Raw genomic sequence first — 15,088 nt, 5'->3', positions numbered from 1 at the left:
AAAGGGGTTTTGGGTTTGTCCATCGTGTGTCCCCTGCCTTGGTAGTTTGGTGTGAACGAAGTAGTGTGACGCAATTCGTACTTATTCGCCAAAAAGTATCCGATTTCCTATCTGGCATCCTAAAATAGTAAATTACTGGTTAATGTTCGGAAGATTGGAAGTGGAAACAAGGATTAAAATGAATGGGAGAATACGCTATAATGGGGGGAACAAAGGGAGGCGGAGGTACAAATCATGACAACGGGCTTTTTTATCGCGGTGGTTATTATTTTCGTCTTTGTTATCGGGATCACGATCATTGTGACCAACAAGGCATATTCCCGAAAACCAGACGTTATTGATCCGATAAAACCATTACCTGAAAAGGACAAAAAAGAGCCGGATCAATAGGGCGGGCTTGTCATATGAGGGCCAGATTAGCCTGCGGGGACAAAAACTCTTCGCAGGCTTGTTATGTAGCGAAACAAGGCACAAAAAAAGAACTGGGATCACCAGTTCTTTCGGTTGTACTCAGATGGTACGCCTGAAGGGAATCGAACCCCCGCACATGGTTCCGGAGACCATTGCTCTATCCACTGAGCTACAGGCGTATGATGCGATACTTATTTATTATATGACAGGATAGAAGTAGATGCAAATGAAAAAACACAGATAGAGTCGATTTTTTATGCTGTCTCTAAACAAATGCATGCACATCACAAAAGCGGGGCAAGTAGGGCACTTTTTTTGTGCCTCATTCAATAATTGGCAGGAAAATTGCAAGCAAGAACGAATATAATGAGAATATAGAAAAGAAGAGCGAATTCAACCAGAGGTATTAAGGGAGAAGAGGGGGCGAGCTTCATGAACATGGGACTGGGATTATATCAAGAACAGACGCTGAAGTTAGTGATGACGCCGGAGTTACGTCAAGCGATTACCATATTGCAGTATTCCGCTGTAGATCTGATCTCTTACTTACAGGAGCAAGCGAATGAAAACCCTGTGTTTGATCTGGAAGCTGCGGGTGAAGTGGCATCGACAAAAGCAGAGAAGCCGGCACCAGAAATTGACTGGAAAGAAATCGTCGGGAATCGTGCTTCGGGTGAATATTCTGTGGCAAAAAATGAAAGCACTTACAATCCTCTGGATTATGTTCAGCAAGGGTCAGATTCGTTGTATGAGCACCTGGAACGCCAGCTAGGGTATGTCAAAGGCTTTTCCCCATTGCAAAAACAAATCGCCCTCTTTATCATCGGAAATTTGGATGAAAAGGGATATCTGGAAATCACGCTGGAGGAAGCGAGTGCGGCATTGGGTGCCGATTTGCTTGAGATTGAGGATGTTCTCTCCGTTTTGCAGCATTTTGATCCGGTTGGAGTAGCAGCACGCAGCTTGGAAGAATGTCTGCTTTTGCAATTGGAGCATCTTGCCCTCGATGATGAAAAGATTACGCAGGTTGTTCGCTACCATTTGCAGGACCTCGCGGATAATCGTTACCAGCGGATTGCGGATAAGGTGGGATGCACCCCGCAGGACGTGCAAACAATGGCTGATTTGGTTCGTACGCTTAACCCACGCCCAGGCGCTGCATTTTCCCAGTCCGACACACGTTATGTAATCCCTGATGTGACGGTCGAAAAGGTAGGAAATGAATATGTCGTTCTAGTAAATGATGTAGCGACTCCTCGACTGAAAATTAACCAATTTTACGAAAAAATGCTGAGCCAGCAAAAAAGCCAGGAAGAAGCCAAGCAGTTTATCCACGAAAAGCTGAATGCAGCGATGTGGTTGGCGAAAAGCCTAGAGCAACGCCGGTTGACTCTGATGCGGGTGACACAGGCGATCGTAGAGAAGCAGCAAGACTTCTTCGATCGTGGGATTCATTATTTGAAGCCGATGACGCAAAAGGAAATCGCCGAGCAGGTTAGCTTGCATGAATCGACGATTAGCCGTGCTACGAGCAACAAATACGTACAGACGCCACGGGGGATTTTTGAGCTGAAATACTTTTTTACTTCGGCACTCTCTACTTCAAGCGGGTCCGCGACATCTTCAGAGAGCGTCAAGCGGCGCATCAAGGCGCTCATTGAGCAGGAGGATCGGAAGTCTCCTTTGTCCGATCAGAAGCTGGGAGAAATGCTGCTTGAAGAAGGTATCGAAATTTCAAGGCGTACGGTTGCAAAATATCGGGAAGAGATGCTGATTCCTTCTTCTGCAAAAAGAAAGAGGTTCTAACTATTCATGGGCATAAGCGACAATAGGCTCGAAATCGTATTATATGGACGGAATAAATGTCATCTGTGCGACCAGGTAGAGCACGCGATTCAGGTATTGGCAGAAGAGTTTCCGCTCAGTCTGCAACTGGTGAATATCGAGAGTGACCCACAATTGCATGAGGAAATGATGCTGGTCATCCCCGTAGTTGCGATCGATGATGAGATCGTCTTTCGTTCGATTACACATGTAGTAACGATAGAAGAGCTCAGAGAAGAATTTTTGAAGCGCATGGCTGACTAAAGAGATCCCCCGAGCAAGTTTGGGCTTGGGGGATCTTGCATGTTCCACATAGTTATGATACATTCGAGTTGTAAGGTTTGTTCCTTTTTTTTGCAACGATCGGGACAAAAAATGTATGTACAGGGACAGAAAATGTCCCGATAAAAAGATTCCATTTCTTCAACTAAGGAAGTTTTTACATGCGACATTTACTGGAGCTACAACAAAAGCTAGTGCCAGACCTGATCCCGCTTTTACGGGATAGATACATGCTGCTGCGCTCCATCTATCACTTGCAGCCAATTGGCCGCAGAGCGCTTGCTCAGGCCATGAACACGACCGAGCGGATTTTGCGAGCTGAGGTTGATTTGCTCAAGGACACAGGGCTGCTTCACGTGAATGCCGCGGGCATGACTCTCAGTGTAGAAGGGCAGCAGGTATTGGACGAAATGGAGCCGTTGGTCAGTGAGCTGTTCGGGTTGACGGACCTGGCAGAACAGCTGCAGCGAAAGCTCGGTATTCCAGAAGTCATCGTGGTACAAGGCGATGCGGACGAGTCACCTTGGGTTAAGGAAGAGCTAGGACGTGTAGGGGCTAGAGTGCTAAAGCAGGTTGTACAGGAGGGCGATATCATCGCTGTGACAGGAGGCTCCTCCATCGCCAGTGTAGCAAGTCACCTGACGCCATCAACAGTCTTTAAAACAGTCCAGTTTGTACCCGCTAGAGGAGGACTGGGTGAGCGTGTGGAGCTTCAGGCCAATACGTTGGCATCTGCAATGGCAGCCCGAACAGGAGCATCCTACAGACTGCTTCACGTGCCGGATCGTTTGCATCTGGAAGCCTTGCAGACATTGCTCAAAGAGCCGCAGGTAAAGGATGTTTTATCGCTCCTCGGTCATTCGAGAATCGTTCTGCACGGCATTGGCGATGCCATTACGATGGCCAAAAGAAGAAATTACTCCGCCGAAGAGCTAGACGAACTAGTGAATAGTGGGGCGGTTTCAGAAGCATTTGGCTATTACTTTAATGAAGCAGGCGAAACTGTCCAGCGTATGCCTACAATCGGCCTTCAGCTGGAAGAGGTTCACAAGGCAGAGGCCGTGCTCTCCATTGCAGGAGGGCGAAGCAAGGCAAAAGCGATTCTTTCCTTTGCTAAGCAATCGTGTCAAAATGTACTCATTACAGACGAAGGGGCCGCAAAGTCTCTATTGTCAACACGATTGTAACGGAAGGAAGTCGTTTTTATGTGTAAGGCAGCGCTGCTACCTATCTTATCGCTAATCACGGGGATTGTGATGAGCTTGGTGATAGGCTTTCCGCTCTATTTGGGAATTGTTTTCGCAATCCTGGTCACAATGGTTAGTGTGAAAAGAGTAGGCTTTTCCTGGAGAGAACAATTCGCATTTGGCTGGGAAGGCGTCAAGCAGGCAAAGCCTGTGCTGCTAATTCTGTTTTTTGTAGGACTTTTGATTCCGCTATTAATGATGGCAGGAACGATTCCGGCAATTATCTACTATGGATTGTCGATTGTAAATGTCAGTTATCTGCTGGTGCTTTCCTTCATCTTAACAGCAGTTGTCAGCTACTTACTTGGTACGTCGATTGGAACCTTGAGTACCATCGGGCTTTCCTTGATGGGGATTGCTCACGCCGCTGGTATATCACCTGCAATGGTAGCAGGGGCGCTGATTTCTGGTGCAATGGTAGGAGAGCGTTTTTCCCCCATCTCCAGCAGTCGACTGCTCGTGCTGGCCAATGTAGGGATGACAGAGGCGCAGGACATTCGAACGAGACGTCCAGCCTTGATTGCCGTAGGGATATGTGCGGTGTTGTTCCTACTATTTGATCTGCTGCGAGGTCAATCGGGATCAAGTGATACGATTCCGATGTATCAGGACCTATTGCGTACTTATTTTCCGATCAGCTGGTGGATCATGCTTCCGCTGATTACGTTACTCGCATCCTTTGCACTACGAGTAAAAGCTGTTACAGCTCTTTTATACGGCATCATCGTCAGTGCTGTCCTGGTCCTTTTGGCTGGACAGATTGATATCATGACGTTTGCCAAATCCATGCTGAATGGCTACGCGCTTCATTCAGAAACTCCGTTGGATGAGCTTTTACATGGAGGCGGGTTTGCTTCCATGTTCAACGTACTGCTCTTGATCATCCTCGCCGGGTTTTTAAATGGAATTTTGAACAAAGCTAATCTATTGACGCCGATTGTGGACAAAATGATGGGGGATACAAAAAGTCCTACCATGCTAGTCATAAAGTCAGCTGTCCTGTCGCTTCTGGTTGTGATCATTAGCTGTAACCAAACGATCCCGATTCTGGTTCTCGGCACCACGCTTCTAGGCCGTTTTTCTCAAAGGGAGGGCGGACGCGAGCTGTTGGGCAAGACTATGATGGACTCGACATTGGTGATGCCGGTGCTCATTCCGTGGAACGGATTGGCCATGATGATGGCAGTGACCTTGGGCGTATCCACAATCGATTCGTTGCCGTTTTTGTTCTTTTCGATACTATTGCCGATTGTCACGATTCTCTCCACCCGGTGGAAATCTCCAAAGGGTGGGGTGATCGCTACTAATAAAAATGCAAGCTAACGAGCAGGAGGGTTTTACTATGGTAAAGGTAGGGATTAATGGTTTTGGGCGTATTGGTCGTAACGTATTTCGTGCAGCACTTTCCAATCCAAACGTAGAAATCGTAGCTGTAAATGATCTGACAGACGCACATACATTGGCACACCTTTTAAAATATGATTCTGTTCACGGAGTTCTCGATCTGCCGGTAGAAGCGGGAGAGAATACGCTGATCGTTGGCGGAAAAGAAATCCGCGTTCTCGCTGAGCGTGATCCTGCCCAGCTCAAATGGGCTGAGTATGGTGTGGAAATCGTTGTAGAATCTACTGGACGCTTCACAAAGCGCGAGGATGCTGCGAAGCACCTGGAAGGCGGAGCGAAGAAAGTCATCATCTCTGCACCAGCTACAAACGAGGATATTACGATTGTACTTGGTGTGAACGAAGACAAATATGATCCAGCCGAGCATACCGTCATTTCCAATGCATCCTGCACAACGAACTGCCTGGCTCCCTATGCAAAAGTTTTGAACGAAAAATTCGGCATCGTGCGCGGCTTGATGACGACTGTTCACTCCTACACAAACGATCAGCAAATCCTGGATTTGCCGCATAAGGACCTGCGCCGTGCACGTGCAGCTGCGGAAAATATTATTCCAACCTCTACTGGTGCAGCAAAAGCGGTAGCACTGGTACTGCCTGAGTTGAAAGGCAAGCTGAACGGATTCGCGATGCGCGTCCCTACTCCGAACGTATCAGTGGTGGACTTGGTTGTTGAATTAAAAACAGATGCGACTGTGGAAGAAATCAACAACGCATTGAAGGAAGCAGCTGAAGGTCCGCTCAAAGGAATTCTCGGCTATTCCGAAGAGCCATTGGTATCCTCCGACTATAACGGCAACCCAGCGTCCTCGACGATTGATGCATTGTCTACGATGGTACTCGAGGGCAACATGGCGAAGGTCGTTTCTTGGTACGATAATGAGTGGGGTTATTCAAATCGTGTGGTAGACTTGTGTCATTATGTTGCACAGCGCGGCTTGTAACACGTAAAATAGAACTGTTGTGGATAAAAAGGGAGAGCAATCTCCCTTTTCCCATATGTTTTTTTCGGAATACTAAGCCTAATGATTTGGAGGATCGTTCATGAACAAGAAATCTATCCGCGATGTTGAGCTGGCAGGCAAGCGCGTTTTCTGCCGTGTCGACTTTAACGTGCCGATGCAGGACGGGGTAATCACCGATGATACGCGCATTCGTGCTGCTGTACCTACCATCCGTTTTCTGATGGAAGCAGGAGCCAAGGTTATCCTGGCGAGCCACTTTGGCCGTCCTAAAGGACAAGTGGTGGAAGAGATGCGGCTGACACCTGTCGCTAGTCATCTATCGACGCTTTTGGATAAACAGGTGCGCAAGCTAGATGATTCCAAGGGAGCAGAAGTGGAAGCGGTAGTAGAACGGATGGAAAATGGTGACGTGATTCTGCTGGAAAACGTACGCTTCCATGCCGGAGAAGAAAAGAACGATCCAGAACTGGCAAAAAGCTTTGCGGCCTTGGCTGATCTGTTTGTAAACGATGCTTTCGGTGCTGCCCATCGCGCACATGCGTCTACAGCGGGAATTGCCCAGTACATACCTGCTGTTGCGGGACTGTTGATGGAAAAGGAAATTCGCTTCATGGGTGGCGCGCTCACAAGTCCAGAGCGTCCGTTTACGGCGATTGTCGGCGGAGCAAAGGTAAAAGATAAAATTGCAGTTATTGAAAATCTGTTGACCAAGGTCGATCATTTGATCATTGGCGGCGGAATGGCAAATACGTTCCTCAAGGCACAAGGCTTCGGTATTGGTGCCTCTTTGTGTGAGGATGACAAGCTCGATCTCGCACGTTCCTTGATGGAGCAGGCAAAAGAACGCGGTGTTCAACTACTGATGCCAGTCGATGTTGTCGTAGCGGACCGATTTGCGGCTGACGCAGAAAAGAAAACAGTTGCGATCGACGCGATTCCAGATGGCTGGATGGCACTCGATATTGGTCCAAAATCGGTAGAAGAATTTCAGCGTGTCATCGTCGCTTCCAAGACGGTTGTATGGAATGGACCGATGGGTGTTTTCGAAATGGACGCATTTGCCCAAGGAACGATTGGTGTAGCCAAGGCGATGGCAGAATGTGCGGGCACAACCATTATCGGTGGCGGAGACTCTGTAGCAGCGGTTGAAAAAGCTGGTGTCGCTGAGCAAATGACGCATATTTCCACTGGCGGCGGGGCTTCGCTGGAGTTTATGGAAGGCAAAGAGCTGCCGGGCTTGGCAGTATTGACAGATAGCGAATAGGGGGAGAAATCGTGAGAACGCCAATTATCGCGGGGAATTGGAAGATGTTCAAGACGATTGCGGAGGCAAAAGAATTTGCGCAAAATGCCAAGGCAGGCAACACAACTACCGGAGTACAAAAAGTGATTTGTGCGCCGTTTACAGCTCTGCCTGCACTTAGTGCTGAACTGGCTGGTACGGATATCGCGCTGGGAGCACAAAACGTTCACTTTGAGGAGCAAGGTGCGTTTACAGGTGAAATCAGCGCGTCGATGCTAAAAGAAATCGGCGTTACGTATGTCATTATCGGACACTCCGAGCGTCGCCAGTATTTCAATGAAACGGATGAAACCGTCAATAAAAAAGTCGTAGCTGCGCTAAAAGCGGACTTGGTGCCGATCGTATGTGTAGGCGAGAGTCTGGAGCAAAGAGAAGCAGGGGAGACGTCGGATGTCGTTCGTACCCAGACAGAAGCTGCCTTTTCTGGCCTTGAGCCTGCACAGGTGGCTGGTTCGATCGTTGCCTACGAACCGATTTGGGCGATTGGTACCGGAAAATCTTCTACAGCCGAGGATGCCAACGAGACGATTGCCATTATTCGCAGCGTCATCGCTGAGAAATTCGGCCAGGAAACAGCACAGCAGGTACGTATTCAGTACGGCGGTAGTGTGAAGCCGGACAATATCGCAAGCTACATGGCACAGCCAGATATCGACGGAGCTTTGGTTGGTGGAGCCAGCCTGGTCGCGGACAGTTATTTGCAGCTTGTGAACGGAGCATCGCAGCGATAGGAGGAGAAAAGAGATGGCAAAAAGACCAAAACCGGTAGCGCTGCTCATTTTGGACGGCTTTGCCTTGCGTAGTGAAACGTACGGAAATGCAGTCGCACAGGCGAGCAAGCCGAATTTTGATCGGTACTGGAACCAATATCCGCATGCCACTCTGGAGGCGAGCGGGCTTGCCGTTGGTTTGCCAGAAGGACAGATGGGCAACTCGGAGGTTGGGCATCTCAATATCGGAGCAGGGCGCGTTGTCTATCAGGATTTGACGCGTATCACCAAGTCGATCAAAGAAGGAGTGTTTTTTGAAAACGAAACCTTGATCGAAGCGTTCCAGCATGCCAAGAAAAATGGCAAGCAGCTGCATCTGTTCGGGCTTTTGTCCGATGGAGGGGTACACAGTCATATTGACCATCTGTTTGCGATGCTGGAGCTGGCGAAGCAGCAGGACTTTGCGAATGTCTTTATCCATGGCTTCCTGGACGGCCGTGATGTATCTCCTGACAGCGCGGTGGGTTATGTAGAGCAGTTGCAAGCAAAGATCGCAGAAATCGGCGTAGGGCGTATTGCAACCGTGCAGGGACGCTATTATGCGATGGACCGTGATAAGCGCTGGGAGCGCGTAGAAAAGGCGTATCGTGCGATGGTATACGGGGATGCTCCGCGCTACCAAGATCCGATTCAAGCGATCAAAGAATCGTATGAGAAATCGGTCATGGACGAATTCGTCATGCCGACGGTGATCGTCGACGAGGCAGGAGAGCCGGTTTCCACCATTCAAAGCGGTGACTCGATCATTTTCTATAATTTCCGTCCGGATCGTGCTATTCAAATCTCGCAGGCGTTTACGAACGAAGACTTCCGCGGCTTTGACCGTGGTGAGGAGCGTCCGCGTGATCTGCATTTCGTCTGCCTGACTCATTTTTCCGAGACCGTGGACGGTTATGTGGCATACAAACCTTCCAACCTGGATAATACACTAGGAGAGGTTTTGTCCCAGCAGGGCTTGAAGCAGCTTCGGATTGCCGAGACAGAAAAGTATCCGCATGTGACCTTCTTCTTTAGTGGAGGGCGTGAGCAGGAGTTTCCGGGCGAAACCCGCATCCTGATTCCTTCTCCAAAAGTAGCTACCTACGATTTGCAGCCGGAAATGAGTGCTCCAGAGCTCACAGATGCGGTTGTCAAAGAAATCGAAGCGGAAAACTTCGATGCGATTATCCTCAATTTTGCCAACTGCGACATGGTCGGCCATTCCGGAATGATGGAGCCTACGATCAAAGCGGTAGAAACGGTTGATGCATGCCTGGGACGCGTAGTCGAAGCGATTCTCGCCAAAGGCGGCGTAGCCGTTATTACGGCAGACCATGGCAATGCCGATCTCATGCTGGATCAGGCAGGACGTCCAATTACATCACACAGCACGTATCCGGTTCCGGTGATCGTGACCAAAGCAGGTGCCATGCTCCGTGAAGGCGGAGTTTTGGCGGACCTTTCGCCGACATTGCTTGATCTGTTGGACGCAGAGCAACCAGTTGAAATGACAGGTAAATCGTTACTTGCAAAATAGTCCTCTCTAGCACACACTAAGGACAAATAATAAAAAATACGTGTGGGGTTACCTACATAGATTAAAAGGGGATGGAAGAGAATGGCAATGATTACTGACGTTTACGCACGTGAAATTATGGACTCCCGCGGTAATCCGACTGTGGAAGTTGAAGTGTACCTGGAAGATGGCTCTATGGGTCGCGCAGATGTTCCATCCGGTGCATCTACAGGGGCGTATGAAGCTGTTGAATTGCGTGATGGCGACAAATCCCGTTACCTTGGAAAAGGTGTACTCAAAGCAGTAGAAAACGTAAATGAAATCATCGCGCCTGAGCTCATTGGCATGGATGCGCTGGATCAAGTAGGCATCGACATGGCGATGATTCAGCTCGATGGTACAGATAACAAAGGCAAGCTCGGTGCAAACGCGATTCTGGGCGTTTCCATGGCGGTAGCTCGCGCAGCTGCAGATTCCTTGGGTGTACCACTGTACAACTACCTCGGTGGCTTCAACGCGAGAACATTGCCTGTACCGATGATGAACATTTTGAATGGCGGAAAACACGCAGACAATACAGTAGACATTCAGGAATTCATGGTCATGCCAGTAGGCGCGGAATCCTTCAAGGAAGCGCTGCGTACAGGTGCTGAGATCTTTCACTCCCTGAAAAAAGTGTTGGGCGACAAAGGCCTGAGCACGGCTGTAGGTGACGAAGGCGGATTCGCACCAAACCTGAAGTCCAACGAAGAAGCAATCACGACAATCCTGGATGCGATCAAAGCGGCAGGCTATGAGCCAGGCAAAGACGTATTCCTCGCGCTGGACGTAGCTGCAACTGAAATGTTCAAAGACGGTAAATACCATTTCGAGGGCGAAGGCGTAGTAAAAACAACCGAAGAAATGATCGCTTTCTACGAAGATCTGGTAAGCAAATATCCAATCATCTCGATCGAAGACGGCTTGTCTGAGGACGATTGGGACGGCTGGAAAGCACTGACTGACAAGCTGGGCAGCAAAGTTCAACTCGTTGGCGATGACTTGTTCGTAACGAACACAGAACGTCTGGCACGCGGTATCGAAAGCTCCACAGGTAACTCCATTCTGGTAAAAGTAAACCAAATTGGTACCCTGACCGAGACTTTTGAAGCAATCGAGATGGCGAAGCTGGCTGGTTATACAGCTGTTATTTCCCACCGTTCCGGCGAGACAGAAGACTCCACAATCTCTGATATCGCTGTTGCAACCAATGCAGGCCAAATCAAGACAGGTGCTCCATCCCGTACAGACCGCGTAGCGAAGTACAACCAATTGCTGCGTATTGAGGATGAGCTGAGTGATACGGCTCGTTTTGGCGGACGCGCTGCTTTTTACAACCTGAAAAAATAAGCGAAGATCTTTTTCGCTTAGCAAATAAGTGGGCGGTGCCTATGTACTCGTGATGTACGTAGAGCACCGCCTTTTTGCTGTGTCACGTTTGGACTTGCAGCCTCGGACAGGCTGGTGGTGGCGAAAACGGTGTGCAATGCAGGGGAAGCAGTCGCGGGGGAGCAGTGAGGAAGTTAGGGCGCGGCTTACATGCTTGTGCCATGATTTCAAGTACGGACTTTGCTTCGACGAGGAGCTCGTGACAGACAAATACGTGCAGCATGATTTTATCGTCAAACAGATAGCCTGTCTGGGCTGTGCATTCAAAGTCTGCAATTCGGCAAACGATACTTTCCTGATCTAGTGGTTCTGGTACGCAAAGAACGAGCTCATCCTCTAGCTCAAGGGGGTGCATAAAGTCGAAGAGCAAATCACAATCGGCAAAAAAGAGAAGGTTCAGTGGTGTCTGGAACGATAGCTGGACAATTCCCATCGGTACCGGATTTCCTTTGTGAAGAATCGTAGTGCGACGTATGGGGCTATGTACTTGGCAAGCTACAGCGGCCGGTGAACAAGGCTCATTTTGCGTGATGCATTGAACAGAAATTCGTTTTCCTGCGTTTATAGCTTCATGGACAAGAGAGCGGTACTTCGGCGGTACAGTGACAGGAGTGCGAGCATAGCTGGTCGTAAGCACCCAATCGTACAGCTTGGGCACGCGGATATACACTTCGCGAAGCTGGCTATTCAAGAGGGAGTCACGTCCTTTCGAAAAGAAAAATACCTGCCTCTTTATCCTATGAGCAAAGGGGTAGATGGGCATCTGTCTATTGCACTTTTCCAAATTGAGAAAACGTGGCGATGCCGAGACTTTAGTCGACGATGCACGAAAAAAGGACTGCAGCCGAATGTCGGGCAGTCCTTTGATTTTCATTTATGACATAACCGCTGTCTTTTGCTCCACGGGCTGGGCAGCAATACGGCTTTTGCTGTAAGGAATGCACATCGGTGTACCGTACAGCGGATCCTTTGTAATTTGACAATCCATATGGAAAACGGTGCGTACCAAATCAGTGGTCAGTACCTCGTCTGGAGTGCCTTCTGCGACCACACTTTGATCATGGACGGCTACAATGTGATGAGCGTATCTGCAAGCCAGATTCAAGTCGTGAAGGACCATGACAATCGTGCGTTGCTCCGTTTCATTCAGCTCAAACAGCAAATCCAGAATCTCAATCTGATGCGACATATCGAGGTACGTAGTCGGTTCATCCAAGAGGATCGTTTCCGTACCTTGGGCGAGCGTCATCGCGATCCAGGCGCGCTGGCGCTGTCCACCAGAGAGGGAATCAACAGGGCGGTTTGCAAGCGGCAAAAGCTGAGTGGCTTCAAGAGCTTTCGTCACCATGTTCTCGTCTTCCTCGGACCATTGCTGGAGCCAGTTTTGGTACGGATAACGGCCTTGCTTGGCTAGCTGCAGGACAGTGAGTCCTTCTGGTGCAGTAGGGCCTTGGGGCAGGATCGCAAGCCGTTTCGCCACTTCCTTTGTGGACTGCTTGGCAATCGATTGGCCGTCGAGCAGGATGGAACCGTCCTTTGGTTTGAGCAATCGAGCGAGAGAACGGAGCAAGGTCGACTTGCCGCTGCCATTACTTCCAATGAAGACAGTAATTTTTCCACGAGGGATGTGCAAATCCAAAGACTCGATGATATTGCGCTCTCCATAGGACAACGTTAATTGACGTATTTCCAGAGCTGACATGGTGGGCAGGTCTCCTTTCACTACCGATTTCGATTTTTATACAGCAGGAAGATAAAAAACGGAGCGCCGACAGCCGATGTGAAGACGCCTACTGGAACCTCAATCGGAGAGAATGCCATGCGCGCGACGAGATCGGCAAGCAAGACGATCAAGGCACCGATAAAGGCTGAGACGGGCAATGCACCACCAAAGGATGGACCGATCAATTGTTTTGCAATGTGCGGTGCCAGCAAAGCGACAAAGCTGATATCGCCACCTACGGATACGGCTGTTCCCGTCAAGGCTGCACAAATCATGAGCAGTAAAAAGCGATCCCACTGTAGGAAGCTGCCGAGACTGGTTGCGACATCATCGCCGAGCTGTTGGATGTTCACGCGTCTGGTGAGAACAGCAGCAGCCAGGATCAAAATGAGGACCCAAGGCATAATCATCCACACATCATTCCATTCCACGCCGTAGATGCTTCCAGAAAGCCAAAGCAACGCTTTGTTTTGCAAAAGGAACGGACTGAAAATAATCAGCATCGTGACGACGGCACCCGCGGCAATTTTAATTCCGACTCCGATCATTACGAGTCTCAGCGGAGTAACGCCTTTTTTCCAGGCTAGTGCATATAAGAGAATGGTGGTCAAGGTTGCGCCGAGAAAAGCGACTGGAGGCAACCACTTGATGCTTACCGTCTCGAACAGGAGCAAAAAGGAAACTGCGGCAACAGAAGCGCCTCCTGCAACCCCGAGAATGTCGGGTGAAGCCAGCGGATTGCGGACAATGCCTTGCATGATCGCACCCGCTACAGCCAGAGCCGCTCCCACTAAAATTGCGATAATGATGCGCGGCATACGAAACTGCTGGACAATCAGAGCGTTATCCTCAGCTCCGATCCCGAGCACTACCTTGAGTACATCGAGCGGAGCAATTTTCATTTCTCCCATCCCAAGGCTGATAATTGCTACGAGCAGAGTCAAAAGAAGACCGATCGCTGAAAACAACAGCGTTTTCTTATGTAGCTGAAAAGATGCAAAGCGACCAAGCCGAACATTTACAAATTCCTTCATTATTTATCCAGCCCCTTTCGCGCGACATAGATGAAGAATGGAATGCCGATCAGGGCGGTCATGACGCCAATAGGTACTTCAGAAGGCATCGCAATATAACGTGCGCCGATATCTGCAATTAGCAGCAAAATAGATCCAAGCAGTCCGCTGTACAGCATCACCCAGCGTGTATCGATTCCCACTAAAAAGCGTGCGAGATGTGGTGTGACCAAACCGACAAAGCCGATTGGTCCTGCGACAGCTACAGCACAACCAGATAACAGTACAATGACGATTCCTGTAGCCAGCTTTACTAATAATGTTCGTTGCCCCAAGCCTTTGGCTACATCGTCACCCATAAGCAAGGTTTGAATCGGACGTGCCAGGACAAATGCAGCGATCCATGCGATAACCATATATGGAAAGACAGAGGTTAAATATTCGAGCTTTCTGCCTCCGACTGAGCCAGCGAGCCAAAAAAGAACCTCGTCCGCTGCTTTTTCATTTAATACCATCATTCCGTGTCTAATCGATGCGGCAAGGGCAGTAATGGCAGCTCCGGCGAGAACGAGCTTGACCGGAGTTAGCCCGTCACGGCCAAGTGAGCCGAGCAGGTAGACGACGAATCCGGCGACGGCTGCGCCCAGAAAGGAGATCCAGGTAAACTGTGTCAAATTGCTAATGCCTACGAAGGTGACGGCAAACACGACAAAGAGAGAAGCACCTGCGTTCAGTCCAAACAGCTCGACGTCAGCGACCGGGTTTCTCGTCAACGATTGTAGCAGTGTGCCAGCAAGTCCGAGGCAAAAGCCTACTGTAAGTGCGTTTAATACACGGGGCACCCGCACTTCCTTAATAACAATGTGCTCATTGCTACCGTTAAAATTCGTATAAGCATCAATGGCGGTTTGCCAACTGGTATCTATGACACCAAAAATGAGACTGGCATAGCTGAGATAAACCAGGAGCAGAATGGCAATGATAACTCCCAGAATTTTACGAAGGTTGCTTGACAACAAAGCGCTCATGGGGCTACATCCTTATCCTTCTTTTTGCTTTGAGTGGACTTACGTTATTTCATTATAAGTTTAGAGGTATGAGCGAGATGTGTCAATGATCTTGAGAGTCATTATCATTTAATTGTTGACTTCTGACAGGCTTGAATGTAGGATAATCTTTGTCATTGATTTAGATTCTCACTATCAGAAAGATATTGAAAGGGGT

At 49.1% G+C, this 15,088-nt stretch carries 14 protein-coding genes and 1 tRNA gene; 10 read left to right on the top strand and 5 right to left on the bottom strand.

What is annotated here, in order from left to right:
• The first annotated feature begins 234 nt into the window (after positions 1–234).
• A complete protein-coding gene (locus tag C3B52_RS36860) occupies positions 235–390 on the top strand; it encodes a hypothetical protein (RefSeq protein WP_164684972.1) in 156 nt (51 codons plus the stop codon).
• 125 nt (positions 391–515) lie between these two features.
• Here the strand turns inward: C3B52_RS36860 and C3B52_RS27775 are convergent.
• Positions 516–590, bottom strand: a tRNA-Arg gene (locus C3B52_RS27775).
• 253 nt (positions 591–843) lie between these two features.
• Between C3B52_RS27775 and rpoN the strand changes: the two genes are divergently transcribed.
• From rpoN to eno, 9 genes are all read left to right on the top strand, one after another.
• Positions 844–2,217, top strand: coding sequence for an RNA polymerase factor sigma-54 (rpoN, locus tag C3B52_RS27770; RefSeq protein WP_103109624.1), 1,374 nt, complete (start codon positions 844–846; stop codon positions 2,215–2,217).
• Positions 2,218–2,223: 6 nt separating this feature from the next.
• Positions 2,224–2,499, top strand: a complete 276-nt coding sequence (locus C3B52_RS27765) for a glutaredoxin family protein (protein WP_201264952.1) — start codon at positions 2,224–2,226, stop codon at positions 2,497–2,499.
• Between the two features lie 179 nt (positions 2,500–2,678).
• Positions 2,679–3,704: a sugar-binding transcriptional regulator gene (locus C3B52_RS27760; protein ID WP_103109623.1), complete on the top strand. Its 1,026-nt coding sequence runs from the start codon at positions 2,679–2,681 to the stop codon at positions 3,702–3,704.
• An 18-nt stretch (positions 3,705–3,722) separates the two neighbouring features.
• Positions 3,723–5,087: a Na+/H+ antiporter NhaC family protein gene (locus C3B52_RS27755; RefSeq protein WP_103109622.1), complete on the top strand. Its 1,365-nt coding sequence runs from the start codon at positions 3,723–3,725 to the stop codon at positions 5,085–5,087.
• A 19-nt stretch (positions 5,088–5,106) separates the two neighbouring features.
• Positions 5,107–6,111, top strand: coding sequence for a type I glyceraldehyde-3-phosphate dehydrogenase (gene gap, locus C3B52_RS27750; RefSeq protein ID WP_103109621.1), 1,005 nt, complete (start codon positions 5,107–5,109; stop codon positions 6,109–6,111).
• Positions 6,112–6,211: 100 nt separating this feature from the next.
• Positions 6,212–7,396 carry a phosphoglycerate kinase gene (locus C3B52_RS27745; RefSeq protein ID WP_103109620.1) on the top strand — a complete coding sequence of 395 codons (1,185 nt, stop codon included), beginning with the start codon at positions 6,212–6,214 and terminating at the stop codon, positions 7,394–7,396.
• A gap of 11 nt (positions 7,397–7,407) precedes the next feature.
• The gene (gene tpiA / locus C3B52_RS27740; RefSeq protein WP_103109619.1) at positions 7,408–8,166 is read left to right on the top strand and encodes a triose-phosphate isomerase; all 759 of its coding nucleotides are present in this window, start codon (positions 7,408–7,410) and stop codon (positions 8,164–8,166) included.
• A gap of 13 nt (positions 8,167–8,179) precedes the next feature.
• The gene (gene gpmI / locus C3B52_RS27735) at positions 8,180–9,721 is read left to right on the top strand and encodes a 2,3-bisphosphoglycerate-independent phosphoglycerate mutase (RefSeq protein ID WP_103109618.1); all 1,542 of its coding nucleotides are present in this window, start codon (positions 8,180–8,182) and stop codon (positions 9,719–9,721) included.
• A gap of 81 nt (positions 9,722–9,802) precedes the next feature.
• Positions 9,803–11,089, top strand: a complete 1,287-nt coding sequence (eno, locus tag C3B52_RS27730) for a phosphopyruvate hydratase (RefSeq protein ID WP_103109617.1) — start codon at positions 9,803–9,805, stop codon at positions 11,087–11,089.
• An 82-nt stretch (positions 11,090–11,171) separates the two neighbouring features.
• Here eno and C3B52_RS27725 read toward each other — a convergent pair whose 3' ends face one another.
• From C3B52_RS27725 to C3B52_RS27710, 4 genes are all read right to left on the bottom strand, one after another.
• Positions 11,172–11,819, bottom strand: coding sequence for a hypothetical protein (locus C3B52_RS27725; RefSeq protein WP_164684971.1), 648 nt, complete (start codon positions 11,817–11,819; stop codon positions 11,172–11,174).
• A gap of 183 nt (positions 11,820–12,002) precedes the next feature.
• A complete protein-coding gene (locus C3B52_RS27720; RefSeq protein ID WP_103109615.1) occupies positions 12,003–12,830 on the bottom strand; it encodes an ABC transporter ATP-binding protein in 828 nt (275 codons plus the stop codon).
• Between the two features lie 20 nt (positions 12,831–12,850).
• Complete coding sequence (locus tag C3B52_RS27715; protein ID WP_103109614.1) at positions 12,851–13,885, bottom strand: FecCD family ABC transporter permease; 1,035 nt, start codon at positions 13,883–13,885, stop codon at positions 12,851–12,853.
• Positions 13,885–14,892 (bottom strand): FecCD family ABC transporter permease, encoded by a 1,008-nt coding sequence (locus C3B52_RS27710; protein ID WP_103109613.1) that lies wholly within the window; start codon positions 14,890–14,892, stop codon positions 13,885–13,887. Before C3B52_RS27710 ends, C3B52_RS27715 begins: the two co-directional genes overlap by 1 nt.
• Between the last annotated feature and the right edge of the window lie 196 nt (positions 14,893–15,088).

Source organism: Brevibacillus reuszeri, assembly GCF_002897295.1.
Classification (GTDB): Bacteria; Bacillota; Bacilli; order Brevibacillales; family Brevibacillaceae; genus Brevibacillus; species Brevibacillus reuszeri_A.
Note: the sequence above shows the minus strand (reverse complement) of the source record. Positions and strands in the feature narration are given on the sequence as shown.

What these genes read in the sequence shown, in the direction of transcription:
- C3B52_RS36860 (WP_164684972.1), top strand. Translation starts at nt 235, where the DNA reads ATGACAACGGGCTTTTTTATCGCGGTGGTTATTATTTTCGTCTTTGTT.
- rpoN (WP_103109624.1), top strand. Translation starts at nt 844, where the DNA reads ATGAACATGGGACTGGGATTATATCAAGAACAGACGCTGAAGTTAGTG.
- C3B52_RS27765 (WP_201264952.1), top strand. Translation starts at nt 2,224, where the DNA reads ATGGGCATAAGCGACAATAGGCTCGAAATCGTATTATATGGACGGAAT.
- C3B52_RS27760 (WP_103109623.1), top strand. Translation starts at nt 2,679, where the DNA reads ATGCGACATTTACTGGAGCTACAACAAAAGCTAGTGCCAGACCTGATC.
- C3B52_RS27755 (WP_103109622.1), top strand. Translation starts at nt 3,723, where the DNA reads ATGTGTAAGGCAGCGCTGCTACCTATCTTATCGCTAATCACGGGGATT.
- gap (WP_103109621.1), top strand. Translation starts at nt 5,107, where the DNA reads ATGGTAAAGGTAGGGATTAATGGTTTTGGGCGTATTGGTCGTAACGTA.
- C3B52_RS27745 (WP_103109620.1), top strand. Translation starts at nt 6,212, where the DNA reads ATGAACAAGAAATCTATCCGCGATGTTGAGCTGGCAGGCAAGCGCGTT.
- gpmI (WP_103109618.1), top strand. Translation starts at nt 8,180, where the DNA reads ATGGCAAAAAGACCAAAACCGGTAGCGCTGCTCATTTTGGACGGCTTT.
- eno (WP_103109617.1), top strand. Translation starts at nt 9,803, where the DNA reads ATGGCAATGATTACTGACGTTTACGCACGTGAAATTATGGACTCCCGC.
- C3B52_RS27720 (WP_103109615.1), bottom strand. Translation starts at nt 12,830, where the DNA reads ATGTCAGCTCTGGAAATACGTCAATTAACGTTGTCCTATGGAGAGCGC.
- C3B52_RS27715 (WP_103109614.1), bottom strand. Translation starts at nt 13,885, where the DNA reads ATGAAGGAATTTGTAAATGTTCGGCTTGGTCGCTTTGCATCTTTTCAG.
- C3B52_RS27710 (WP_103109613.1), bottom strand. Translation starts at nt 14,892, where the DNA reads ATGAGCGCTTTGTTGTCAAGCAACCTTCGTAAAATTCTGGGAGTTATC.